Annotated in this window: 21 protein-coding genes and 2 pseudogenes; 6 read left to right on the top strand and 17 right to left on the bottom strand. The window is 69.9% G+C overall.

Features of this window, described 5'->3' with window-relative positions; genetic code table 11:
- The first annotated feature begins 17 nt into the window (after positions 1 to 17).
- Positions 18 to 1,271: a styrene monooxygenase/indole monooxygenase family protein gene (locus ACZ4RZ_RS00660; RefSeq protein WP_467740668.1), complete on the top strand. Its 1,254-nt coding sequence runs from the start codon at positions 18 to 20 to the stop codon at positions 1,269 to 1,271.
- A 208-nt stretch (positions 1,272 to 1,479) separates the two neighbouring features.
- On the top strand, positions 1,480 to 2,415 hold the full coding sequence (locus ACZ4RZ_RS00655) for a Dyp-type peroxidase (protein ID WP_467741905.1): 936 nt from the start codon (positions 1,480 to 1,482) through the stop codon (positions 2,413 to 2,415).
- Between the two features lie 30 nt (positions 2,416 to 2,445).
- On the opposite strand, the gene ACZ4RZ_RS00650 is transcribed toward ACZ4RZ_RS00655, so the two are convergent.
- The 5 genes from ACZ4RZ_RS00650 to ACZ4RZ_RS00630 all read right to left on the bottom strand — a co-directional run bounded on the left by ACZ4RZ_RS00650 (position 2,446) and on the right by ACZ4RZ_RS00630 (position 6,780).
- The gene (locus ACZ4RZ_RS00650) at positions 2,446 to 3,081 is read right to left on the bottom strand and encodes a DUF1345 domain-containing protein (RefSeq protein WP_467740666.1); all 636 of its coding nucleotides are present in this window, start codon (positions 3,079 to 3,081) and stop codon (positions 2,446 to 2,448) included.
- Between the two features lie 222 nt (positions 3,082 to 3,303).
- Complete coding sequence (locus ACZ4RZ_RS00645) at positions 3,304 to 4,470, bottom strand: C40 family peptidase (protein WP_467740664.1); 1,167 nt, start codon at positions 4,468 to 4,470, stop codon at positions 3,304 to 3,306.
- Positions 4,471 to 4,572: 102 nt separating this feature from the next.
- Positions 4,573 to 4,890, bottom strand: a complete 318-nt coding sequence (locus tag ACZ4RZ_RS00640; RefSeq protein WP_467740663.1) for a hypothetical protein — start codon at positions 4,888 to 4,890, stop codon at positions 4,573 to 4,575.
- A gap of 34 nt (positions 4,891 to 4,924) precedes the next feature.
- Positions 4,925 to 5,650 carry a TetR/AcrR family transcriptional regulator gene (locus ACZ4RZ_RS00635; protein WP_467740661.1) on the bottom strand — a complete coding sequence of 242 codons (726 nt, stop codon included), beginning with the start codon at positions 5,648 to 5,650 and terminating at the stop codon, positions 4,925 to 4,927.
- Between the two features lie 194 nt (positions 5,651 to 5,844).
- Positions 5,845 to 6,780, bottom strand: coding sequence for an AurF N-oxygenase family protein (locus tag ACZ4RZ_RS00630; protein ID WP_467740659.1), 936 nt, complete (start codon positions 6,778 to 6,780; stop codon positions 5,845 to 5,847).
- A gap of 140 nt (positions 6,781 to 6,920) precedes the next feature.
- On the opposite strand from ACZ4RZ_RS00630, the gene ACZ4RZ_RS00625 reads away from it, so the two are divergent.
- Positions 6,921 to 8,030, top strand: a complete 1,110-nt coding sequence (locus ACZ4RZ_RS00625) for a ferritin-like domain-containing protein (RefSeq protein WP_467740657.1) — start codon at positions 6,921 to 6,923, stop codon at positions 8,028 to 8,030.
- Between the two features lie 13 nt (positions 8,031 to 8,043).
- Here the strand turns inward: ACZ4RZ_RS00625 and ACZ4RZ_RS00620 are convergent.
- Positions 8,044 to 8,259 (bottom strand): annotated as a pseudogene (locus ACZ4RZ_RS00620) (DUF3291 domain-containing protein); the annotation flags it as partial.
- Between the two features lie 165 nt (positions 8,260 to 8,424).
- Between ACZ4RZ_RS00620 and ACZ4RZ_RS00615 the strand changes: the two are divergent.
- Positions 8,425 to 10,389 (top strand): sensor histidine kinase, encoded by a 1,965-nt coding sequence (locus ACZ4RZ_RS00615; RefSeq protein ID WP_467740655.1) that lies wholly within the window; start codon positions 8,425 to 8,427, stop codon positions 10,387 to 10,389.
- Between the two features lie 2 nt (positions 10,390 to 10,391).
- Here the strand turns inward: ACZ4RZ_RS00615 and ACZ4RZ_RS00610 are convergent, their stop codons facing one another.
- From ACZ4RZ_RS00610 to ACZ4RZ_RS00580, 7 genes and pseudogenes are all read right to left on the bottom strand, one after another.
- The gene (locus tag ACZ4RZ_RS00610) at positions 10,392 to 11,864 is read right to left on the bottom strand and encodes a penicillin-binding transpeptidase domain-containing protein (RefSeq protein WP_467740653.1); all 1,473 of its coding nucleotides are present in this window, start codon (positions 11,862 to 11,864) and stop codon (positions 10,392 to 10,394) included.
- Between the two features lie 19 nt (positions 11,865 to 11,883).
- Positions 11,884 to 13,260, bottom strand: coding sequence for an FtsW/RodA/SpoVE family cell cycle protein (locus ACZ4RZ_RS00605; protein WP_467740651.1), 1,377 nt, complete (start codon positions 13,258 to 13,260; stop codon positions 11,884 to 11,886).
- Positions 13,261 to 13,355: 95 nt separating this feature from the next.
- Entirely contained in the window at positions 13,356 to 13,853 is a 498-nt protein-coding gene (locus tag ACZ4RZ_RS00600) for an SH3 domain-containing protein (protein ID WP_467740649.1), read from the bottom strand.
- A 167-nt stretch (positions 13,854 to 14,020) separates the two neighbouring features.
- Entirely contained in the window at positions 14,021 to 15,301 is a 1,281-nt protein-coding gene (locus tag ACZ4RZ_RS00595; protein WP_467740647.1) for an ATP-binding protein, read from the bottom strand.
- The gene (locus ACZ4RZ_RS00590) at positions 15,298 to 16,056 is read right to left on the bottom strand and encodes a hypothetical protein (protein ID WP_467740645.1); all 759 of its coding nucleotides are present in this window, start codon (positions 16,054 to 16,056) and stop codon (positions 15,298 to 15,300) included. Before ACZ4RZ_RS00590 ends, ACZ4RZ_RS00595 begins: the two co-directional genes overlap by 4 nt.
- A gap of 39 nt (positions 16,057 to 16,095) precedes the next feature.
- Positions 16,096 to 16,254 (bottom strand): annotated as a pseudogene (locus tag ACZ4RZ_RS00585) (class F sortase); the annotation flags it as partial.
- A gap of 134 nt (positions 16,255 to 16,388) precedes the next feature.
- A complete protein-coding gene (locus ACZ4RZ_RS00580) occupies positions 16,389 to 16,898 on the bottom strand; it encodes a protein-tyrosine phosphatase family protein (RefSeq protein WP_467740643.1) in 510 nt (169 codons plus the stop codon).
- Between the two features lie 105 nt (positions 16,899 to 17,003).
- Between ACZ4RZ_RS00580 and ACZ4RZ_RS00575 the strand changes: the two genes are divergently transcribed.
- Complete coding sequence (locus ACZ4RZ_RS00575) at positions 17,004 to 17,807, top strand: nuclease-related domain-containing protein (protein ID WP_467740641.1); 804 nt, start codon at positions 17,004 to 17,006, stop codon at positions 17,805 to 17,807.
- 78 nt (positions 17,808 to 17,885) lie between these two features.
- Here the strand turns inward: ACZ4RZ_RS00575 and ligD are convergent, their stop codons facing one another.
- The 4 genes from ligD to ACZ4RZ_RS00555 form a co-directional block, all read right to left on the bottom strand.
- Positions 17,886 to 18,767: a non-homologous end-joining DNA ligase gene (gene ligD, locus ACZ4RZ_RS00570; protein ID WP_467740639.1), complete on the bottom strand. Its 882-nt coding sequence runs from the start codon at positions 18,765 to 18,767 to the stop codon at positions 17,886 to 17,888.
- Between the two features lie 78 nt (positions 18,768 to 18,845).
- Complete coding sequence (locus tag ACZ4RZ_RS00565; protein ID WP_467740637.1) at positions 18,846 to 19,931, bottom strand: sigma-70 family RNA polymerase sigma factor; 1,086 nt, start codon at positions 19,929 to 19,931, stop codon at positions 18,846 to 18,848.
- 59 nt (positions 19,932 to 19,990) lie between these two features.
- Positions 19,991 to 20,878 (bottom strand): alpha/beta hydrolase, encoded by an 888-nt coding sequence (locus ACZ4RZ_RS00560; RefSeq protein ID WP_467740635.1) that lies wholly within the window; start codon positions 20,876 to 20,878, stop codon positions 19,991 to 19,993.
- A gap of 43 nt (positions 20,879 to 20,921) precedes the next feature.
- Complete coding sequence (locus ACZ4RZ_RS00555) at positions 20,922 to 21,350, bottom strand: SgcJ/EcaC family oxidoreductase (RefSeq protein WP_467740633.1); 429 nt, start codon at positions 21,348 to 21,350, stop codon at positions 20,922 to 20,924.
- A gap of 190 nt (positions 21,351 to 21,540) precedes the next feature.
- On the opposite strand from ACZ4RZ_RS00555, the gene ku reads away from it, so the two are divergent.
- Positions 21,541 to 22,653, top strand: coding sequence for a non-homologous end joining protein Ku (gene ku / locus ACZ4RZ_RS00550; protein ID WP_467740631.1), 1,113 nt, complete (start codon positions 21,541 to 21,543; stop codon positions 22,651 to 22,653).
- Positions 22,654 to 22,708 lie beyond the last annotated feature (55 nt).

The raw sequence follows: 22,708 nt of genomic DNA, 5'->3' as shown, positions 1-22,708 counted from the left end.
GCAGAGTTAGGACGCGCATGCGGAAGATACTCGTCGTCGGAGCCGGCCAGTCCGGACTCCAGCTCGCCCTCGGACTCCAGTCGCACGGATACGAGGTCACCCTGATGTCGAACCGGACGGCGGACGAGATCCGTACCGGCCGTGTCATGTCGACGCAGTGCATGTTCGACACGGCACTCAAGCACGAGCGCGATCTCCAGCTGAACTTCTGGGAGTCCCAGGCCCCGAAGATCGAAGGACTCGGCGTCTCGGTCGCGGCCCCCGGCTCCTTCGACCCGGGCCCCTCGCAGCGCGCGATCGACTGGGTGGGCAGGCTCGACGGGTACGCGCAGTCGGTGGACCAGCGGGTGAAGATGGCCGGCTGGATGGAGACCTTCGCGCAGCGCGGCGGCCAGCTGGTCATCCACGGCGCCGCGGTCTCCGACCTCGACTACTTCTCCCGTACCTACGACCTGGTGCTGGTGTCGGCCGGCAAGGGCGAGCTCGTGTCCATGTTCGGCCGGGACGCCTCCCATTCGCCCTACAGCGAGCCGCAGCGGGCATTGGCGGTCGCGTACGTCCACGGTCTGGGCCCGCGCCCGGAACACCCGGACTACGACGCGGTCCGCTGCAACCTGGTCCCCGGCGTCGGCGAGCTCTTCGTCATGCCGACGCTCACCACCTCGGGGCGTGCGGACATCCTGTTCTGGGAGGGCATACCCGGCGGCCCGCTCGACGTCTTCAACGGCGTCAAGGACCCGGCGGAACACCTCTCCCTGACCCTGGAACTCATGGAGCGGTTCACGCCGTGGGAGTACGCGCGGGCCACGAAGGTGGAACTGACTGACGCGAACGGCACGTTGTCGGGACGGTACGCCCCCACCGTCCGCAACCCGATCGGTCGCCTCCCCGGTGGCGGTCTGGTCCTGGGCGTCGCCGACGTGGTCGTGGCGAACGACCCGATCACCGGGCAGGGCTCCAACTCGGCCTCCAAGTGCGCGGCCGCGTACCTCGCGTCGATCGTCGAGCAGGGCGACAAGCCCTTCGACGAGGAGTGGATGCAGGCCACGTTCGACCGGTACTGGGACACGGCGCAGCACGTGACCAAGTGGACGAACGCGATGCTCGGCGCTCCTCCGGAGCACGTGCTCAACCTGATCGGGGCCGCGGGGCAGCTCCCCCCTGTGGCGGATCGGTTCGCCAACGGGTTCAACGACCCGGCCGACTTCGAGAACTTCTTCTTCGAGCCGGCGAAGACCGAGGCGTACCTGGCTTCGGTGACCGGGGCCTGACAGGCTTCTGACCAGCAGCCCGGCCGTTGCTGTCGGTCGTTGTGGCCGTCTGTGGGCCGTCCTCGGACGGCCCACAGACGGCCACACCTTTGCCACACCAGCCTGGTCGGCCCCGCCCTGCCATTCCTCTGTGACCAGGCGGCTGCGGAGCGCGAGATCAGTCGGCTGGGCGTACCGTCGTTATGGCGATAGGCAGGAGGCAGGCTTCGTGTTCGAGTCGCAGCGCGTGATCGTCCCGCCGGCCAAGACCGCCGTTTTTCTCGTGGGCACGATCGCCCCCGGCGGCGAGGCCATCGTCCGTGACCTGCTCGAGGATGTGGCAGGTTTGCTGCGGTCGGTGGGCTACCGCGCCCCGTACGCCGAGCTCAGCTGCGTCGTCGGCGTCGGTTCCCACGCCTGGGACCGGCTGTTCGCCGGTCCGCGCCCCCGTGACCTGCATCCCTTCGTGCCGTTGGAGGGGACCAGCCACAAGGCTCCGTCGACGCCGGGGGATCTCCTCTTCCATCTGCGCGCCCACGAGATGGACCTCTGTTTCGAACTGGCTCGGTTGATCGCCGCACGCCTCGCCGGAGCGGTCACGATGGTCGACGAAGTGCACGGCTTCAAGTACTTCGACGAGCGCGACCTGCTGGGTTTCGTCGATGGCAGCGAGAATCCCGGGCACCAGGCGGCCGCCGACGCGGTGTTCGTCGGTGCCGAGGACGAGCACTTCATGGGCGGCAGCTACGTGATCGTCCAGAAGTACCTCCACGATCTCGGGGCCTGGAACGCGTTGACCACGCAGGAACAAGAGAACGCCATCGGCCGGAGCAAGCTGGCCAACATCGAGATGCCCGACGACGTCAAGCCCCCGGATTCTCACGTCGCCCTCAACACCATCACGGACAAGGACGGCAACGAGCAGAAGATCATACGGGAGAACATGCCGTTCGGAACCATCGGCAAGAGGGAATTCGGCACCTATTTCATCGGCTATTCGCGCACGCCCGAGGTAACCGAACGGATGCTGCGGAACATGTTCCTCGGCGACCGTCCCGGGATTCACGACCGAATTCTCGACTTCTCGAAGGCGATCACCGGCTGCCTCTTTTATGTACCGACCGTGGATTTCCTGAACAATCTTCCCGAGCTGCAGCCCGGCTAGGCCGCGGCCGAGGTATTCAAAGGTGCGCAGTCAGCTGGTGACGATTCCGATCACCAGATTGATCGTGGTGGCCAGGATGCTGGTACCGAAGACATAGGACAGCAGGCAGTGGCGGAGCACTACGGCGCGGATTCGTGTACTCGAGACACTGGTGTCGGAGACCTGGTAGGTCATACCGAGGTTGTAACTGAAATACAGGAAATCCGCGTACGCGGGTGGGTCTTCGGAGTTGAAGTCAATACCGCCTGTCGGCTTCGCGTAAAAGAGGTATGCGTAGCGGGTGGAGTACATCAGGTGCAGTGATGCCCAGCCCATGAATACGCCCGCGAGCGCTGCCGCGGCGGCCGCATGGCTGTCCGCGGATTTCCCGCGCAGGAGCAGGACAACAATGCTGACCAGCGCGAACAGGGCGGCCGTGACGACGATGACTTCCTCGGCGAAGGGGCGGAAGTTCTCGCGCCGGGCGTTGCGGTGAGTGGTGGTCGCGTCCATCGGCCACAACACCTTCAAGCCCGCCACGACGAAGAGCGTCTCCGTGGCAGCGATGCCGGCGAGAATGCCCAGCAGGGCGTCGGTCAGGAATCCTACGGTCGCGCCAATCGCCACTCCGAAGACCACTGCGCCGGCAAGTCGAGGCACGGCAGACAACGGCAACCGGGTCTTCATGGGCGATAACGGTACAACCGGACGATGGATTCGTAGGGGGAGTGGTCCGGGTGTCGCCGAGGAAAGCGACAGGCCTCCGAGGTTGGGAGCGCACGCGCGCAGCGATCGCGGCCGTCCGCGGCAAGGGCCGACGCCCGGCCTGACGGCCCGCGGACGGCCCGCGGCCCCCTCGCGGGCAAGCCGGTTGGGGTGGTCGCGCCCACGCGGCGGAGCCGCGTGATGTCACAGCGCCGCGCCCTTTGCGGCGCTTCTGTAGCCCTGGTTCGATCCACTCGTGGCCGCCCGGGGGAGCGTCGGCGGCGTGTATCGCCGCACGGCCTCCCCGCGGGGGTCGGGGCGGACCGCGCCCAGCAGTGGATTGGCGGCGATCGGTGAGACCTTGACCTTCGTTCCCGGTCGCGGTGCCTGAACGACCATGCCGTCGCCGAGGTACATCGCCACATGCGTGGCCTCGGGGAAGTAGATCACCAGATCGCCGGGACGCAGTTTGCTCAGCGGGATTCTCGGGAGCCGGGCCCACTGCTCCTGGCTGGTCCGGGGGATGGACTGCCCGGCGCGCTGCCACGCCTGCGAGGTCAGGCCCGAGCAGTCGTACGACTTCGGGCCTTCCGCACCCCACTGGTACGGCTTCCCGATCTGCCGCACGGCGTACCGCAGCGCTTCCTCGCCCTCCTGTGAGGGGCGGTGGTTGCTGCTGAGCGCCCCCGAGGCCATGAACTTCTTCTGCGCCTTGGCCGCCCCCGACTTCTCGAACTTGTCCAGCTCGGCGAGCTGGTCGACGGTCAGTGAGGCGAGCAGTTCCTCGACGCCCTTGTGCCGCTTTTGTACGTTGTCGCGCTCCTTCTTCTGCCGCTCGGCGAGGGTGAGTTGACCGTCGAGCGCCTTCCGGGCCGCACGCGCGAGCGCATCGGCCTTCTGCTCGCTCCCGGTCACCCGTTCCACGGTCTCGGCCCGCTCCAGCGACAGTTGCCCGATCAGGTGCCCCTCGTCGAGCGCGTGCTGCGGATCGCGGGCGAGCAGCAGTCGTACGTACGAGGAGATCTCGCCGCTGTTCTGGTACTGCTGCCGGGCGAGCCGCCCCGCGTCGCCGCGGCTGTCGCGCAGTGAGAGGCGGGCCTCGGCGAGGCCGGCGTCGAGCCGGCCGACCTCGGCGCGCTGCTTCTTCAGCTTCTCCGCGGTCGCGTTGTATGTCTCGGTGGCCCGCTCGGCATCCCGGTACAGCCGCTGAAGGTCCGTCAGCAATGCGGCGACGGACCGCTGTCCGGGCTCACCGACCGCCGTGCCCGTCGCCGGACCGGGATCCGGGACGGCCGTCGCGGGGGTGGGCGCGAGGAGCGCCCCGGCCGTCACCGACGCCGAACAGACCAGACGCAGAAGCCTTCCTGACATGTCATCACCTCCGGTGCGGGGGTGGTACCTCCACCTCGCACCGGCAGGATCGGGTGCTCGCATCCCGAGCGCGCGCGGGCTGGTCGGTTCAGCCCAAGAAGGTCACTCGTCGGCGTGGGAGTCCGGCGTGGCGTCGCTCTGCCGGTCGGCCTTGGTGTCGGTCTTCGACCAGGGCCACTTCAGCCCGCGCCCCCGCTTCCCCTCGGGGTCGTACTCGTACTTCCACGCCTGATGCAGCCCGAGCCGCTTGCTCCGGCTCGCCTGGACGCGCCGGTAGACGAGCACGGTGGGCGGCCCGCCGTTCGCGTCCGGCACCGGAACGCGGTAGGTCTTCGGCGGATGTCCGGTGGGGCCGAGCAGGACGGGCAGCACGCGGCCGTCCAGTGGACCGCCCACAAAGGGAGTGTCTTCGCTCTTCACGCAACCAGTGTCACAAACCCCACGGTCACCGCCGTCACAGCAGACGCGCCGCGTCCTCGATCACCGGGAGCACCCGACGGGCCATCGCTCCCACGGCCCCGTCCGCCGTCTCCAGCGCGAGCGCGGCCTTCACCACCCCGGCGGCCTGCGGATCCCGGCCCGCGGTCGCCGCGAGCGCCGCCACGAACTGTTCGACGAGCCAGTCCCGCAGCTCGTCGAGCGGCGGCTCCTTGTCCTCGTCGAGCCAGATCAGCGAGGCGGCCTCCACGGCGGTGATCCACATCCGTACGGTCATCCGCAGCCGTGTCCCGGGATCGTCGACCGCCAGATGATCGAGAATGTGCTCGGCGGCGGCCCGCCGCACCCCGTCCACTATGGCCGTGGTCCGCGACGTCTCGACGACGCTTCCGCCCTGCAGCAGGGCGCTGAACCCGGCGTCGTGCTGGTCCACGAACGCGAGATAGCGGTCGAGCGCCCGGGACAGCCGCTGGGTGAGCGGTCCCTCCGGGGGCTCCGCGAAACAGTGCTCCAGCTCCTCGGCCGCGGACCGCAGGGCGGCCTCGTACAGCTGCTGCTTGCCGCCCGGGAAGTACCGGTACACCAGCGGTCGCGACACCCCCGCCGCCTCCGCCACGTCGTCCAGCGAGACCTCCTCGGGCACGCGGTGCGCGAAGAGGGACAGCGCCGCCTCGAGCAGCTGACTGCGCCGTTCCTCGACACTCAGCCGTCGGTACGCGCGGGTGGGAGCCTCGGAGGTCATGTCGGCAGCGTATCCATGTATTCGCCCCCGCCGCCCCTGCCGATCCTGTCCCGGGCGAGGGGCAGGAGCGCCCCGTCAGAGGCGCGGGGAACTGCGCGACAAGCCCCCGCCCACCCGCACCCAAAGAACAACCAAGGGGGTCTGGGGCGGAGTCCCCAGTCACGGGACGGGCAGGGGCGGAGGGCGCGAAAACCTCACGCCAGCAACCCCGACGACTTCCACAGGCGACGCCCGGCCCCCCGCAGCACCCCGATGTCGTCCAGGAAGTCCGTCAACCGCTTCGCCCCGCTCTGCATCACGTCCCGCCGATGCCCACTCGCCTTGACCTGCGCCATGGCCTCACGCTTGTCGAGCCCGACATTCGTGTAGACCTCGGGATTGATGAACGCGACGGAGAAGACGCGCGCGAACTCCCCGGAAGTGATCCGGGTGAACTCCTGGGACCAGCGCGGAGCCGTCACCATCTGCCGCCGCAGCTCCTCCCGTGCGTACCGCACATGCCGCGCCTCCTCCACGACATGGATGCGCGTGACCCCCCGGATGAGCGTCTGCACCCGCTCGTCCGGGAACGTCAGCCGCTGCATCCAGTCGAGGATCTCCTCGCCGAGCAGCGTCGCCGTGAAGGACCCCGGCGTGGTCGAGATGGTCTTGAACAGCCGCCCGAGATTCAGGTGCACCCGGCTCACCGGGTAGTACGGCGTCTGCCCGCGCGATATCAACCGGGCGAACATCTTCGAGTGCCGGCACTCGTCCTCGATCTCGGTCAGCGCGTACCGCACATGCGCACTCGTGGCCGCCTTGTCGTAGATGTGCCGCACCAGCAGCTGCATCAGGATGATCTCGAACCAGATGCCCAGGGACGCGAGCGCGGCGGCCTCGTGCTGGGACAGCGCGATCCGCTGCTCCTCGCTCATCCGCCGCCACATCGGGGTGTCGTACAGCGACACCAGCTCCGGCGGCCAGAACCACTTGCCCTCCTCGAAGGGCGCGTCCCAGTCCAGCTCCTTGTCCGGGTCGAAGGAATGCTTGGCGGAAGAGTCGAGCAACCGCTCGGCCACCTGCTCCCGGTCCTTGAGCAGGCCGAGCGCGTCGCGGAGTCCGTCGAGTCCGTCTTCCGTCACCGTCGTCATGGCTGTTCCCACCTCGTCGTACGGGATTACTCCAGGGGTTACCGGCGGTCACGACTTATGAGACTGCTTGTCAGCAAGCTCGTCAATCCCCTGCGTCCTACTTGTTGACGACGCGTCTACCCCGTGTGAGCCTGCGATGTATGCCGACGCATGAGCTGTACGCCAAAGACTCGGGGGACCCGCTCTGGCAGGTACCGGCCTCCGGGGCGGCACGTTTCAGCTGGGAGTACGACGACGGTCGTGACCGGCTGCTCGCCCTGTACCAGAAGGGCAAGGACAAGCAGTGGGACGGCCAGAAGCGGATCGACTGGGACCTCGAAGTGGACCCGTACGACCCACTCGGCACCCCCGATGAGGCGATGACGCTGTACGGCACCCCGTACTGGACGAAGATGACCGACCGGGACAAGGGTGAACTGCGCAAGCACTACGCCTCCTGGCAGTTCAGCCAGTTCCTGCACGGCGAGCAGGGCGCGATGATCTGTGCGGCGCGCATCGTCGAATCGGTCCCCGACCTGGACGCCAAGTTCTACTCGGCGACCCAGACCATGGACGAGGCCCGGCACGCCGAGATCTACGGCCGCTTCCTGCACGAGAAGATCGGGATGCTCTACCCGATCAATGACAACCTGCAGTCCCTCCTGGGCGACACCCTCCGCGACTCCCGCTGGGACATGCCGTACCTGGGCATGCAGGTCCTGATCGAGGGCCTGGCGCTGGCAGCCTTCGGCATGATCAGGGACACGACCGACAAGCCTCTCCCGAAACAGATCCTGGCGTACGTGATGCAGGACGAGGCGAGGCATGTCGCCTTCGGCAGGATGGCGCTCCGCGACTACTACAAACAACTCTCCGACGCCGAACTCCGCGAACGCGAGGAATTCGTCATCGAGGGCTGCTACTTGATGCGCGATCGCCTGCGCGGTGTCGAGGTGCTGGAGAACTTCGGCATTCCGAAGGCCGAGGCCGAGGAATACAGCGAACAGTCCGAATTCCTCGCCCTGTTCCGCCAGTTGCTGTTCTCCCGGATCGTCCCCTGCGTCAAGGACATCGGCCTGTGGGGCAAACGTCTCCAACAGGCCTACGTCGACATGGGCGTCTTCGAGATGGGCAACGCGAACCTCGACCAGCTCATGGCCCAGGACGAGGAGATCGCGGAGCAGCTGGACGCGGAACGGTTCGCGGCGGAGGAGCGGGAGCGGGTCGCGGAGGTACAGGACGCGATCGAGTCCGGCGTCACCGAGCCCTGACCGCTCACCTGTACATGTTGACGATCAGCCAGTCGTCCCCGAACACGGGGACATCGGTCGCGTTGCCCGAGTCGCTCTGCAGGCGCCAGACGAAACCGTCGGCGGCGTCGGCGACCGCGTTCACCGGGTCGATGGCCTCCACGAAGTCCTTCAACTGAGGTGAGTCCAGCGGAACCTTGAGACGGGCGATGTTGACCTGGGCGAGTTCGTGCGTGCCGGGTTCCGTCATGGACCGAACGATAGGTCGGTGCGACGCGGTGTCCCCTCCCCGTCTCGCTACGTGAGCAATGTCCGCCTCTCACAGCACACCCATGGGCCTCGTGAGTACCTGGGAACCGACGCCTTACGGACGGGAAACCGCTCCCTGACGGGCCCGCCCATAGCCTCCCTGGGCATGACGGGGAACGTACTGACCACGCTTCGCCTTACCACCCTTCCCACCCTTCCCGGCTGGAACTCCATCCGTGGCCGCATGGCCATCGTCCTGGCCGTCCCGACCTGTCTGCTGCTCGCGCTCACGGGACTCGGCGTCGCCGACCGCGCCGCCGACTGGTCCGCCGCCAGGGAGACCGAGGCACACGTCGGTGTCCTGCTGCATGTGCAGGATCTCGTGCGCGAGTTACAGCGCGAACGCGGGCTCACCAACGGGCTGTTGGGTGGCGCCGACGAGTACCGGGACGACGTGCGCGCACAGCGGAGCCGTACCGATGACGCCCGCTCCACTTTGCGAGCAGCGCTCTCCAGCGAGAGCGGCGATCTCCCAGGTGCCGCCTCCTCCGCCCTCGAAGCCGCACAGGTGCCGCTGACCGGCCTCGCCACCCTGCGTGCCGAGGTCGACTCCGGCACCGTCGACCGGGCCACCGCCCTGACCACCTACACCAAGGCCGTCACCGCCCTCATCGACGCCGAATCCGCCGGCACGCCGAGCGGCGACCGTCGTACCGCCCAGGGCGCGCAGGCCCTCCAGGCCCTGGCACGCGCCACCGAGGCCGTCGCCCTCGAACGCGGCTCCCTCAACGGCGTGTTCGCGGCGAAGCGGTTCCGCTCCGGCGAGTACCTCGACTTCACGGAGGTCCGTGCCACCCGCGTGGCGGCCCTCGGCCAGTTCCGCGAACTCGCCACCTCCGTCCAGGAGTCCGCTCTCGACGCGGCCTTCAGGACTGCCGCGGCTCGCCGGATCACCGGCTACGAGGACAAGGCCGAACGCGGGGCCGACGGATCGGCCCTCGACGTCGCCCCCGCGCGCTGGTGGGCCGACATGACGACACTTGTCGACGACCTGCACGGCGTGCAGAAGCAGGTCGGCGACGACGTGCGCGCCCTCGCCGAGGAAACGGGCAGCGCGGCCACCCGGCAGCTCGGCGGCTTCCTGGCTCTCGGCGCGCTGATCCTCGTCGTGGCTACCGCGCTCGCTGTGATCTCGGCCCGCTCCATCACCCGCCCCCTGGGCGCCCTCGCCGACGAGGCGGACGCGCTCGCGGGCACCCGCCTGCCCTTCGCCGTCAGGCGCATCCAGGAGGCCGACCTCGACACCCCGCTCCCCGCGGAGGGTGGACGCCCCGAACCCCCGGGCACCGCACGGGAGATCACCCGCCTGGTCGCCGCCCTGCGCAACGTTGAGCGCACCGCCGTCGGACTCGCGGCCGAACAGGCCGTCCTGCGCCGCAACAGCACCGAGTCCCTGGCCAGCCTCGGCCGTCGCAATCAGGCGCTCCTCAACCGCCAGCTCGGCCTGATCACCACTCTGGAGAGCCAGGAACTCGACCCGGACGCCCTCGCCGAACTGTTCGAACTCGATCACCTGGCCACGCGCATGCGGCGCAATGCCGAGTCCCTGCTCGTCCTGGCCGGCGAGGAGTCCCCGGCCCGCTCCTGGACCGGAACGGTCACCGTCGCCGAGGTGGTCCAGTCGGCCGTCTCCGAGGTCGAGGAGTACCGGCGCGTGGCCGTCGCCGAGATCGAGCAGTGCCGTGTCCGCGGTCACTGCGTGGCCGAGTTGTCCCATCTGCTGGCCGAGTTGGTGGAGAACGCGCTGATGTTCAGCCCACCACAGCAGCCCGTCGAGATCTACGGCTGGCGGGACGCCGGCGAGTACTGCCTCGCCGTCGTCGACCGAGGGATCGGAATGACCACGGAACGGCTGGCGCACGCCAACGACGTCCTGTCCGGCAAGGGGGGTTCCCCGCACACCAGCCCCACGCGACTCCTCGGCCACCACGTCGTCGGCGCCCTCGCCGCCCGCCTCGCCGCCCATGTCGAGCTGCGCCCCACACAGGGCGCGGGAGTCACTGCGTACGTCGCCCTGCCGGCCGGCCTTGTCCGGCCTCCCGACTCATCAACGGCCTTGGTCAGTCACTGAGTTCAGCTACCGCCGGAGGTGGAGTTCAGCACCGCCTCCATCACCGCCTTCGCGATCGGCGCGGCGTCCCCACCCCCGCTGATGTCCCCGCGATTGGCCGCCGCGTCCTCTACGACGACCGCGACGGCCACCGCGGGCTCCATGGAGTCGTCGGCCTGCGCCCAGGAGATGAACCAGGCATACGGCAGGCCGGAGTTGCCGACGCCGTGCTGGGCCGTGCCGGTCTTGCCGCCGACGGTGGCGCCGGGGATGGCGGCGCTCGTTCCGGTGCCCTCCGTCACGACGTCGGTCATCAGCTCGCGCATGAGCATCGCGGTCGTCGGGTTCATCGCCTGGTGGAGGGTCCTCGGGCCGTTCGTGGACACCGTGGCACCGCCCTTCGTGGTCGTCCTCTCCACCAGGTAGGGCGACTTGACGGAACCCCCGCCCGCCACGGCGGCCGAGACCATCGCCATCTGGAGGGGAGTCGCGCGGGTGTCGAACTGCCCGATGGAGGAGAGGGCCAGCTGCGCGTTGTCGAGTCGCGTGTCGAAGTTGCTGGGCACGACCGAGAACGGGATCTTCAGCATCCGGTCGTTGAAGCCGAAGTTCGCCGTCGTGTGCGTCATGTCGTCGAGGCCCACGTCCACACCGAGCTTCGCGAAGACCGTGTTGCAGGACCACTCGAAGGCGTCCCGCAAAGACGCGTCCTCGCAGCCCTCGATCTCGTTGGTGAGCCGGGTCGTCGTGCCGGGCAGCCGGTACGGGTTCGGCGACGCCGTCGGCGCGTCGAGATCGGTCACCACACCCGCGTCCAGCGCTGCCGCGGCCGTCACCACCTTGAACGTCGACCCCGGCGGATACGTCTGCCGGATCGCCCGGTTGAGCATCGGCTTGCTCGCGTCCCCGTTCAGCCGCGCCCACGCCCGTGTCACCGCCGAGCCGGTCCCGGACAGCTCCGCGGGGTCGTACGACGGTGTGGAGACCAGTGCCAGGATCCGGCCGGTGGACGGCTCGATCGCGGCGACCGCGCCCCGCCGAGAGCCGAGCCCCTTGTAAGCCGCCTGCTGCGCGGCCGGGTTGAGCGTGGTGACCACCTTGCCGGCGGGGTTCTGGGCGCGGGTGATGTCGTTCCACAGGGGGAGCGGGGCGAGCATCGGGTCGGCGCCGGAGAGGATGTCGTCCTCGGCGTTCTCCAGGAACGTCGTCCCGTACAGCTGCGAGGCGAAGCCGGTCACGGGCGCGTACAACGGACCGTTTCGGTACGTCCGTTCATGGCGGAGCTGCTCACCCGTGTCATGGGAGCCGGTGACCGTGCTGCCGCCGACGACGATGTCCCCGCGCGGCTGGTCGTAACGGGCGATCGTGCGACGGCGGTTGGCGGGGTTGTCGTCGTACGACTGCGCCTGGAAGACCTGGATACGGGTGGCGTTGACCAGGAGGGCCACCAGCAACAGGGCGCTCAGGACCGCGGCCCGTCGGATGTACTTGGTCATGGCGAGACCTCTCGAACACTCACGGCGCCGCCGTCCCGTCGTACTGACTGCGGGCCGAGTCGCTGATCCGGATCAGCAGCGCCACGATGATCCAGTTGGTGACGACCGAGGAGCCGCCCTGCGCGAGGAACGGCATCGCCATCCCGGTCAGCGGGATCAGGCCGGTCACCCCGCCCGCGATCACGAAGACCTGGAGCGCCACGATCGACGCGAGGCCGATCGCGAGGAGCCGTCCGAAGGGGTCACGCAGGGCGAGGCCCGCCCGGTGGCCGCGCTCCACGAGGAGGCCGTAGAGGAGGAAGATCGCCGACAGGCCGATCAGGCCCAGCTCCTCGCCCGCGGTCGCCAGGATGAAGTCCGACTTGGCGGCGAAGCCGATGAGGATCGAGTGGCCGAGCCCGAGACCGGTGCCGAGCATCCCGCCGGCGGCGAACGCGAAGAGGGACTGGGCGAGTTGGTTGGGCCCCTGGCCCGCCTCGATCGAAGCGAAGGGGTGCAGCCAGTCCTGCACCCGGCTGTGGACGTGCGGTTCCAGCCAGCCGACGGCCGCCGCGCCCACGCAGGCCAGCAGCAGCCCGACCGCGATCCAGCCGGTGCGGCCGGTGGCGACGTACAGCAGGATCACGAACAGACCGAAGAACAGCAACGAGGTGCCCAGGTCCCGCTCCAGCACCAGCACCAGCACGCTCAGCAGCCAGATCGCGACGATCGGGCCGAGTACGCGGCCGGTGGGCAGCTGAAGCCGCTTGAACTTCCAGATCTGGCGGCCGGTGTATGCGAGCGCGTTGCGGTTGGCGGCCAGATATCCGGCGAAGAACACCGCGAGGAGCACCTTCGCGAACTCGCCCGGCTGGATGGAGAATCCGGCGATCCGGATCCAGATGCGGGCGCCGTTCACGGCCGGGAAGAGGATCGGCAGGATCAGCAGAGCCAGCGCGGTGACGACGGAGACGTACGTGTAGCGCTGAAGGACACGGTGGTCGCGCAGGAAGAGCACGGCCGCGATGAAGAATGCGACACCGAGCGTCGACCAGCTGAGCTGGGTGGGAGCTGCCCGGTCGCCCGGGGTCTCCAGATCGAGCCGGTAGATCAGCACCAGGCCCAGGCCGTTGAGGAGCACGGCGATGGGGAGCAGCAGCGGATCGGCGTACGGCGCCCGCAACCGCACCGCCAGGTGCGCGAGCAGCGCGAGCACGCCGAGCCCGGCGCCGTAACCGGCGGCGCCGGGCGGGACGGTGCCGTTCCTCGCGAAACCGACAGCGCAGTAGCCGTACACGCAGAGCAGGACGGCGACGACGATGAGGGTGAACTCGATGCCACGGCGCCTGGGCAGGCGTACAGCGGGTGCGGACGGGTCCGCTGTCACGGTCGTTCCGGGCATTCGGGGCTGAATCATGTCCGGAACGTAGCAAGCAAGGAACCTGATGTCCCGTTATGTGATGACAAACGGGCTGTTCCGGTGTATCTGATCGGGGAACTGGCGCCGGCGGTTCAGCACCAGGGGGGAGAGTCGAAGCTGTCGATGTCGATGAAGCGCGCGGGGCCCCAGGACCAGACGCCGCCGCCGTTGAGCAGGTACCAGAGGGAGTCGCCGTTGACCGACTCGCCGTTGGTCTGGCAGACGATGGGGACGAATTCGCCGTTCTGCGCGACACGGACCAGTCGACTGCTGCGATGCGGGGAGCTCCGTAGGGCCAGCCCGCCGTTTCGGTCGACCCTGCCTCTGATCGTGCTGATGTCGTCGAGTCCGTCGCCGAATTCGCCGAACGGACTGAGCCCGTCGCCGAATTCGTTGAACGGCCCGAGTCCGTCGCCGCCGTCGCCGAGGAATCCGATTCCGTTGTCCCCTCCGTCGGCCCAGTCGCGGCTGTCGCCGATCCCGGGATCCCAGCCCACGCCGGCGACGGCGGGGGTGGCGGCGGCAAGGGCGACGAAGCTGCCCGCGGCGAGAGCTATGCCGAGACGTGCATACGTGGATCGCTGAGACATGGGGAGCTCCTCCGAGAGTAGGCGAACCTGACTAATCGCCACATTAGGAGCGGGGTTCGGTACGCGCAGGTCGCACTGCGCCATCGGGGACACGGAGGCGCCCAGGGTCCTCCGGACGGCCCTTCGGGCTACTCCGGAAGGCCGTTCAGCTTGCGCCGTACGTTCGTTCAGGTTGTTCCGGAAAGTTGTTCGTGGAGGTCGGGCTGAGGGAGCGTCAGGGTCGCCACCGCGCCGCCCTCCTGCGCGTTGCCGAATGTCAGCCGCGCGCCGAGCACCTCCGCCTGGCCGAGCGCGATCGTCAGCCCGAGCCCGTGCCCCTTCGAGCCGCCCTCCGTACGGAAGCGCCGCGGCCCGTGCGCCACGAGGTAATCCGGATAGCCACGGCCGTGGTCCCGCACGGTGACGACCGGGCCGTCGACCGTCAGCACCACGGGCCCGGCGCCGTGCCTGTGCGCGTTCGCCACCAGATTCCCCAGCACCCGCTCCAGCCGGCGCCGGTCGGTCTCCACGCGCACGTCCCGCACGACCCGGACCTCGGTGTCGGTTCCCGACGCCCGCACCACCCGCTCGGCCAGCGGAGCCAGCGGTTCCGAGTCCAGCTCCAGCCGCTCGCTCCGCGCGTCGAGGCGGGAGATCTCCAGCAGGTCCTCGGTCAGCGTGCGCAGCGCGGCCACCCGGTCGCGCACCAGCTCGGTCGGCCGCCCCGGTGGCAGCAGTTCGGCCGCCGCGTGCAGCCCGGTCAGCGGGGTGCGCAGCTCGTGCGCCACGTCCGCGGTGAACCGCTGCTCGCTCAGCAGCTTGCTCTGCAGCGAGGACGCCATCGTGTCGAGGGCCCCGGCGACCGCGCCCACCTCGTCCTGAGGGTGCGTCGGATCCTGCGTGCGCGGGTCGTTGACGCGCGCGTCCAGGTCGCCCGCGCTGATCCGCCGCGCCACCTGTGCCGTCGCGTGCAGCCGGCGGGTCACCCGGGTCACCGCGAACGAGCCCACCAGCAGTGTCGCGCCGATCGCCAGTGCCGAGGACCACACGATCGCACGGTCCAGGGCGTCGATGGTGTGGGCGCCCTGCGCGTAGTCGTACTGGACGGCGAGCGCGCGTCCGCCGTCCGCGGGCCCGGCCGCCCACATCGTGGGGTGCCCGTCCTGGTCGCCGACCATCGTGCCGCGCTTCCCGTCCGCCGCGAGCTCGCGCAGCGGGGCCGGAAGCCTGGGAAGGTCGACGCCCGCGTCCGGCGGCAGCCGGTCTCCCGCCTCGTACCTCGCGGTCACGTCGGTGAGCCGGTCGAGCGCGCGGCCGCGGGCTTCGCCGACGGTCTGGTTGGTCACCGACACGTGCACGAGGACGCCGAGGAGCGCGGCGAGGCCGCAGCACATCACCGTGATGAAGGCGGCCGCCTTCCAGGTGAGGGTGGCTGTCCAGTGGGGGAGGCGCTGAAGGGTCTGTCTCATGAGGCGCTCGGGGAGGGCGAGAGCGTGGGGGCCGGTGTCTTCGGCGGGGTGGTTCCCACCCGCAGGATCTCGTCGCGCGTCGCCAGCATCGCGCTCTGGTGCGGGTCCCAGGTCCACGCCGTACGGAACTCGTACCCGGGCAGTGTCGAGGGAGATCGGATGATCACGTCACGGCCGGCCAGCTCCACGCTCACCACGCTGTCCGAGGTGCCCATGACCTGCACCAGCCTGTGGTGCATGAAGGTGTACACGCGCACCGCCAGCTGGTCCTTGGGGAAGCGGATGCCGAGCACCAGGTCGTCCTTCCCATCGCCGGTGAGATCGCGGTAGTACGCCTGGAGGATCGGGCACTTCCTGCCCTGGGTGCCTTTCTTGCCGCAGTCCTTCAGCTGGTCGACGGTCTGTGCGTACATGGCGTGCGGGCCGGTGTACTCGTCCGGGTGCGCGGCGACCTCCGCACGCACCACGGCGACCGGATCCACCCGATGGATGTCGTCGCCCGGTGCCGTGACGCCCTTGATGGTCTCGGTGTCCGCCTCGCCGTAGTCGAGGGCGGGCGTCGAGGCGGGCGGCACCTCGGGCCACAGCTTGGTCGGGCCGACGGCGGTGGGTGTGGCCCCCGCGGCGCGCAGGTCGCCGGAGTCGCCGCAGCCCGCCAGGGTCGCCACGAGTACGGCGGCGACGGCGGCACCGAGGGCCGCGCGCGTGGGCCTTCCGGCTGCCCGCGCGAGGCGGCTGGGGCGGCTGGGGGTCACTGCACTCCTGCTTCCGGGCCGCCCTCGCCCCGCAGGGCGCTACCGCGCGAGGTCGGCGTAGAGAATGATGTTGTCGGCGCGGTGACCATCCATGATGGGCCCACCACAGGTGATCAGGCGCAACTCCGGACGGTCGGCCGCCCCGTACACCTTATTCGTAGGGAAGTCCTTTTTGTTCACCTGCTGGATCTCGCGGACGGTGCCATGACGACTGCGCGCTGCCGGTACGGCTGTGCCGTGCTGGTACGGCGGTGCGGTGCTACGACGGCGGTGCGGTGCGCGTGCGGCCGTAGGTCGCCGGCGCACTGTGGGGTGGTCGTACCGCAAGTGAGTCACGGCTCCGCGAGTTCCTCGAGGAGGCGGGCCGTGGCCAGCCCCGCCTGCAGGTACTCCACGAACAGCTCGTTGTGCAGCGCCCACGGCGAGCGCCGGGTCCGTATCAGCCGTATCGCGTCCTCGGTGGTGTGCCCGGCGAGGACGAGCGCGTGCGCGACGACCAGTCCCGAACGGTTGTACCCGTGATAGCAGCGCACGAGAACCCGGCGCCCGTCCTCCAGCGCGTCGTCCGCGGCCCGCGCGAGTCGCATCACACCGGCGAGTTGCGTACCGTCGAGGGGTCCGTCCGGAATGGGCCACACATGGTGCTCGACGCCGGGGTCCGGGCCGTGCCCCGGCAGCCGCAACAGCGTCAGGACCAGGTCGAACTCATCCCGTACGACAGCGAATTCCGGCTCACCGGAACGGCCCGAGAACGCGTGTCCGCCCATCCAGAGGCCAGGCACGATCTCGCTCCAGGGGCTGTCCGGAGCGGGCACATCGGGTTGCCTACTGCGCGTCCGCAACGGCACCTCCCAGCGATTCCCAACTCCCCCAACTCCTCCCAAAGGTAACCGGGTTCTTGCCCCTGGAGCACCCCGCCTGTTCCCATGGTCATGGGGTGATGGTGCATGAACGGATTGCGCGTCATACCGACCTGGCGGCACGGTCAGGAGCGGCTGTACGTCTGCCTGGCGGACGGGAGGAACGTCGCCTGGTACGACCGTGAGGCGGCCCGGGTCAACCTGCTCAGCGAGGACCGGCGCGAGGACGTGCTCGGTGTGCTGGGTCCCTTCCTGACCGGCCCGGTGACGGTGGGGCCTCCGCCGGTCCCGACCCCGGCGGAGCTGGCCAGGCTGACCCTCCACCCCGACGACGACCTCGCGCCGAACCGGCCCGGCGAGGCGCTGGTGATCGCACTCGACCGGGATCCCGGCCCGGCGCACCGGCTGCGTCCCGATCCGCGGCGCCGCGCACTGGCCGCCGAGCAGGCCGTCGGCGAGGCCCTGGACCAGCTGGAGGGTGCGGGCTGGCACACCCTCCACTCGATCCCGCTCCCCGGCGGCGCCCGCATCCACCACCTGCTCATGGGCCCAGGCGGCCTCTTCTCCGTCCATAGCCTCTACGCCCGCAAACAACGCGTCCTGATCGCCGACCCCATGGTCACCGTGGGCCGCCACGAGCCGCACCCGGTCCTGCGCCGAGTCCGCGCGGACGCCGACCGCGCCTCCTACGCCCTCACGGCCGAGGTCCACCCCGTCCTCGCTGTGTCCGGCCCCGCCGACCTGGACGTCATGGCACCCCCTCGCGCGGTCCGCATCCTCCAGGACACCGACCTCGCCTCCCTGGCCCGCCTGGGCGGCGTCCTGAAACCCGCGGACGTGGAGGCCCTCCACGCGATGGCCCGCGACCGCCATACGTGGTCGCGGGTGTGACCGGGGCGGACGACGGGGCGTTTTCGCCCCCGTCGCCCCTGGGCGGCGGGGGGCGAAAAACCGCCCACCCGTACCCCATCACGGCAGTGGACTCGCCCGCCGAGGACTCAGCAACGGCGCCAACAGATCCCCGTACCGCTCCAGGCGAGGCACGATGTCCGCGGCGAGGAAGCCCAGTTGTGCCGGACGTTCGCAGGTGGCGACCTCGTCCCAGGTCACCGGCGCGGAGACGGTGGGCTCGGCCCGCGCCCGCAGGGTGTACGGCGTCGCCGTCGTCTTCCGCGCCGCGTTCTGACTGAAGTCGACGAACACCTTCCCGCCACGCAGGTTCTTGGTCATCCGGTGCGTCACCCGCCCGGGCAACGCCCGCTCGGCCTCGAGGGCAAGCTCCTTGGCGTACGCGCTGACCTCGGCAGACGGCGTAGCCTCCACCGCGGCCAAGAGATGCAACCCCTTCGCCCCGGACGTCTTCGCGTACGCCTCGATCCCGTCCCCACCCAGCCGCTCCCGCAGCCACAACGCCACCTCACAGCACTCGACGACCGTCGCCGGCGCCCCCGGATCGAGGTCGAAGACCATCCGGTCGGCGGCCCCGGGCGCCTCGATCCGCCACTGCGGCGTATGGAACTCGGTCACGAGGTTCGCCGCCCACATGAGCGAGGCCAGGTCCTGGATCAGCACCATGCGCGCGGGCCCCTCCGAACGGGGGACCTCCGCCGTCCTGACCCAGCTGGGCGTACCCGGCGGCACATTCTTGGTGAAGAAGACCTGCCCGTCCGGCCCGTCCGGGTAGCGGAGGAAGGAGACGGGCCGGTCGCGGAGGTGCGGGAGCAACGCGTCCGCCACCGTCGCGTAGTAGTGCAGCACCTCGCCTTTGGCGAAGCCCGTGGCCGGGTAGAGCACCTTCTCCAGATTGCTGAGCGCGAGCCTTCGCCCCTCCACCTCCGTGATCGGCGTCATGGATCGAGAATCCCATGAATGTATGGAGAAGCCCATGAATAGGTCGTGAAGCCATGAAATGTGATTGAGGCGTACAGATCATGGCATCTCGGTGCGATGGACCGGGGGGAGGCCGAAGGCGGTGAACAGGCTGGGGTCGGCGAACACCGTGATCCGGGCGATCCCGGTGCCGACCGGGGTGAGCACGACGATCCCGTACGCGTGATGGGTGCCGTCGTCGCCGCGCCGGTAGGCCGCCGCGGCGGGCTGCCCGTTGGCGGCCGTCGCGACCATCCGCCAGTCGCCGGGCGAGCCGAGCCCCGCGACGGCGTGCGTCGTGGCGTCGCCGCCCGTGTACCAGCGCGGGGAAGGCGGCAGCTCCAGCGTGGCGTCGGCTCGCAGCAGCCGCTCCAGGGCCGCCGCGTCGGAGCGCTCGAAGGCGGCGATGTACCGCTCAAGGAGCGCGCGCACCTCGGGTTCGGCGGGTTCGCTGATCCGCTCCGGGGCAGGCGCCACCTGCTCGAGCCGGGCCCGGGCCCGCTGCAGGCTGCTCTTGACCGCCGCGGTACTGGTGCCGAGCATTCCGGCGACCTCGGCCGCAGGGAAGGCCAGCACGTCCCGCAGGAGCAGCACGGCCCGCTGCCGGGGCGGCAGGAACTGCAGCCCCGCGATCAGCGCGAGCCGGAGGCTCTCCCGCGCGACGGCGACAGCCGCGGGATCGCCGGTCTCCGGCGCCACCAGCGCGTCGGGCACCGGCTGCAGCCAGCCGGCCTCGGAGCCGTCGGCCGACGCGGGTTCCGCGTCGTCGCCGGGAGCGCCGAGCCCGGACGGCAGCTGACGCCGGGAACTGTGCCGCAACGCCGTCAGGCAGGCGTTGGTGGCGATCCGGTACAGCCAGGCGCGCACCGAGGACCGGCCCTCGAAACCGTCGTACGAGCGCCACGCCCGCAAGTAGGTCTCCTGGACCAGGTCCTCGGCGTCGTCCACCGATCCGAGCAGCCGGTAGCAGTGGGCGAGCAGCTCCCGCCGGAACGGGGCGGTGAGCTCGGCGAACTCGGTGGCGTCCGGCCCGGTGGTGCCGCTCGGGCCGGTGGTGCCGCTCGAGCCGGTCGTGCCGCTCGTGCCGGTCGTGCCGCTCGATGGTCGTGCCGCTCGGGCCGTCCGGTTCGGCGGTACCACTGGCACGCTCTGCCGCTGTCCGCTGCGCCATCATGGCTCCCTCGCCGCTCGGCTGCCCGGCCAGGTCAGAGGCCCAGCAGGGGGCTGACCCACTCCGCGAACCGGCGGATCGCGTCGTCGGCCTCGGGGGCCCGTCCGGCCATCATCTGGAAGGTGTGCTGCTGCTCCGGAAAGACATCGAGCCGGACCGACACCCCGGCCTTCTCGGCGTGTTCCGTGAGTCGGCGGCTGTCGTCAAGCAGCAGCTCCTGGTCGCCCACCTGGGTGTAGATCGGCCCGAGGCCCGTGAGATCGGCGTGGAGCGGGTTGGCGTGCGGATCCCGGGGGCTGCCGCCGCCCAGGAAGTTCGCCGCCAGCTCCTTCACCCACGGCTCGTTGAACAGCGCGTCCTTCCCGCCGTTCGACACCATCGTCTCGCCGGTGACCTCCATGTCCACCCAGGGCGAGATCAGCAGCGCTCCCGCGGGCAGCGGCAGCCCCCGGTCCCGGGCGCGCAGTTGTGCGGTGACCGCGAGCCCGCCGCCGGCCGAGTCTCCCGTGAACGCGATGCGCCGGGCGCCGACCCCTTGGCCGAGGAGCCACCGGTAGGCGGCGACCACATGGTCGACCGGGAGTGGATGCACGCCTTCCGGGAGCAGCGGGTAGCCGACGATCAGCGCCCGGACACCGGCGGCCTTGGCGAAGTGGCCGAACATCTTGCGGTGGGTGTGGATCGACCCCGAGACGAAGCCGCCGCCGTGGACGCACAGCAGCACCCGGTCCTCGGCGCATCCGTGCGGGACCGCCCACATCGCCTCCGTACCCCCCGCGTCGGTTTCCAGGTAGTCGATGCCGCCCGGCTCGGCCGTCAGGACGTCCCACTGCGACTGGTCCCGGACCACGTCGTCCTCGGCCGGGGTGCCCAGCCATGTCTTGTACAGCTTGGCCACAGCGCCCGACTGCGTACTGGCCATGTCCAGGTCTCCTGTCCCCTTGGTCTCCTGTCGTTCGTGCGGCTCAGGCCGTGTGCTCCGGGCAGTTGTGGAAGCCCCGGACGCGCCAGGCCCCGTCCTGCTCGGAGAGCACCCAGCTGTCCAGCGCCCGGTTCTCGTTCCGCGGCTCGGTCTCGCCCGCCAGGAGGATGGCGCCCTTGCTGATCACAAGGGCCGTCCGCGGCCCCGGGAACCGGACGCTCTGCACGTCGTGGACCGCCCGGGAGCCCTTGAGCGGCCCGGCGAAGGCGGCCGCCATGGCGGCGTGGATCTCCTCCTTGTCGCGCAGCTGGGTGCCCGGCAGCAGCGCGGTCGCGTCGGCCGCGTAGTCCGCGACGAACGCGTCCGGGTCGTTCGCCGCCCAGGCGGTGTAGACGCCGTCGAGTACGGCGAGTACCGCCTGCTCGGCGTCGCCCTGCGCGGCCTGGACGGGGGTGGTGTCGGTGCTGGTCATGGTCTTCCCTCTCGTCGTTCCAGCGTTTGGTTATGAAGACCAGCTGTGTCGCCGAAAGGAATCGGGGCGCGCGGCACCGGGGGAGGGCGCGTGCGGATGTGCCGTTGCGGACGTCCGTTTAGCCTGGCTTTAGCCTGGATTTCCGGCTTTCATACGCACCTCTCGAATCGATGTCAGGAAGGTGCTGCACGTGCGATCCATTTGGAACGGCGCCATCTCCTTCGGCCTGGTCAGCATCCCCATCAAGCTCGTGAACGCCACGGAGAGCCACTCGATCTCCTTCCGCCAGATCCACCTCGACGACGGCGGCCGCATCCGCTACCGCAAGGTCTGCGAACTGGAGGACCGCGAGGTCTCGACCCCGGAGATCGGCAAGGCGTACGAGGACGCGGACGGGACGCTGATCCCGATCACGGACGAGGACCTGGCCTCGCTGCCGATCCCGACCGCCAGGACGATCGAGATCGTGGCCTTCGTGCCGGCCGACCGGATCGACCCGCTCCAGATGGACACGGCGTACTACCTGTCCGCGAACGGCGTCCCCGCCGCCAAGCCGTACGTCCTGCTGCGCGAGGCCCTGAAGCGCAGCCAGAAGGTCGCCGTCGCGAAGTTCGCGCTGCGCGGGCGGGAGCGGCTCGGCATGCTGCGCGTGGTCGACGACGTGATCGCCATGCACGGGCTGCTCTGGCCGGACGAGATCCGCGCCACCGACGAGGTCGCCCCGGACACGGGCGTCACCGTCCGTGAGAAGGAACTGGACCTGGCGGACGCCCTGATGGACACCCTCGGCGAGGTCGACCTCGAAGACCTGCACGACGACTACCGCGATGCCGTCGAGGAGCTCATCGCCGCCAAGGCCGCCGGCGTGGAGGCGCCCGCCGTCCCCGCGGGGGAGCGCCCCGGCGGCAAGGTGCTCGACCTGATGGCCGCCCTGGAGAAGAGCGTGCGCGCGGCCAAGGAGTCGCGTGGCGAGGAAGCGGGCGAGCCCGGCGAGCCCGCCGAAGTCACGCCCCTGCCGGCCCGCCGTACGGCCGCCGGCAAGTCCGCCCGTACGGCCCCCAAGGAGGTCGGCGGCAAGAAGTCGACGTCCGCCACGAAGAAGACGGCGGCCAAGAAGACGACGTCGAAGAAGACCACCGCGAAGAAGTCGACCGCCAAGACGGCCACCAAGGAGGCCGCCGGTACGGCCACCAAGCAGACGGCGGCCAAGAAGACCGCCGCGAAGAAGACGGCCGCGAAGAAGACGGCCGCGAAGAAGACGGCCGCGAAGAAGGCCGCACCACGGAGGCGGGCGTCGGCCTGAGCGGGGCGGCGCCCGCAATTGCGAGGGTCTGGGGGCGCAGCCCCCAGGTACGGGA

The sequence above is a fragment of the Streptomyces sp. NPDC027189 genome (genome assembly GCF_055566975.1).
The sequence above is the reverse complement of the archived record's forward strand: the minus strand, read 5'-3'. Positions and strand labels throughout refer to the sequence as shown.

Coding starts and splice junctions, on each gene's coding strand:
- ACZ4RZ_RS00660 (WP_467740668.1), top strand. CDS start 18: ATGCGGAAGATACTCGTCGTCGGAGCCGGCCAGTCCGGACTCCAGCTC.
- ACZ4RZ_RS00650 (WP_467740666.1), bottom strand. CDS start 3,081: ATGAAGACCCGGTTGCCGTTGTCTGCCGTGCCTCGACTTGCCGGCGCA.
- ACZ4RZ_RS00645 (WP_467740664.1), bottom strand. CDS start 4,470: ATGTCAGGAAGGCTTCTGCGTCTGGTCTGTTCGGCGTCGGTGACGGCC.
- ACZ4RZ_RS00635 (WP_467740661.1), bottom strand. CDS start 5,650: ATGACCTCCGAGGCTCCCACCCGCGCGTACCGACGGCTGAGTGTCGAG.
- ACZ4RZ_RS00630 (WP_467740659.1), bottom strand. CDS start 6,780: ATGACGACGGTGACGGAAGACGGACTCGACGGACTCCGCGACGCGCTC.
- ACZ4RZ_RS00625 (WP_467740657.1), top strand. CDS start 6,921: ATGCCGACGCATGAGCTGTACGCCAAAGACTCGGGGGACCCGCTCTGG.
- ACZ4RZ_RS00615 (WP_467740655.1), top strand. CDS start 8,425: ATGACGGGGAACGTACTGACCACGCTTCGCCTTACCACCCTTCCCACC.
- ACZ4RZ_RS00610 (WP_467740653.1), bottom strand. CDS start 11,864: ATGACCAAGTACATCCGACGGGCCGCGGTCCTGAGCGCCCTGTTGCTG.
- ACZ4RZ_RS00605 (WP_467740651.1), bottom strand. CDS start 13,260: ATGATTCAGCCCCGAATGCCCGGAACGACCGTGACAGCGGACCCGTCC.
- ACZ4RZ_RS00600 (WP_467740649.1), bottom strand. CDS start 13,853: ATGTCTCAGCGATCCACGTATGCACGTCTCGGCATAGCTCTCGCCGCG.
- ACZ4RZ_RS00595 (WP_467740647.1), bottom strand. CDS start 15,301: ATGAGACAGACCCTTCAGCGCCTCCCCCACTGGACAGCCACCCTCACC.
- ACZ4RZ_RS00575 (WP_467740641.1), top strand. CDS start 17,004: ATGAACGGATTGCGCGTCATACCGACCTGGCGGCACGGTCAGGAGCGG.
- ligD (WP_467740639.1), bottom strand. CDS start 18,767: ATGACGCCGATCACGGAGGTGGAGGGGCGAAGGCTCGCGCTCAGCAAT.
- ACZ4RZ_RS00560 (WP_467740635.1), bottom strand. CDS start 20,878: ATGGCCAGTACGCAGTCGGGCGCTGTGGCCAAGCTGTACAAGACATGG.
- ACZ4RZ_RS00555 (WP_467740633.1), bottom strand. CDS start 21,350: ATGACCAGCACCGACACCACCCCCGTCCAGGCCGCGCAGGGCGACGCC.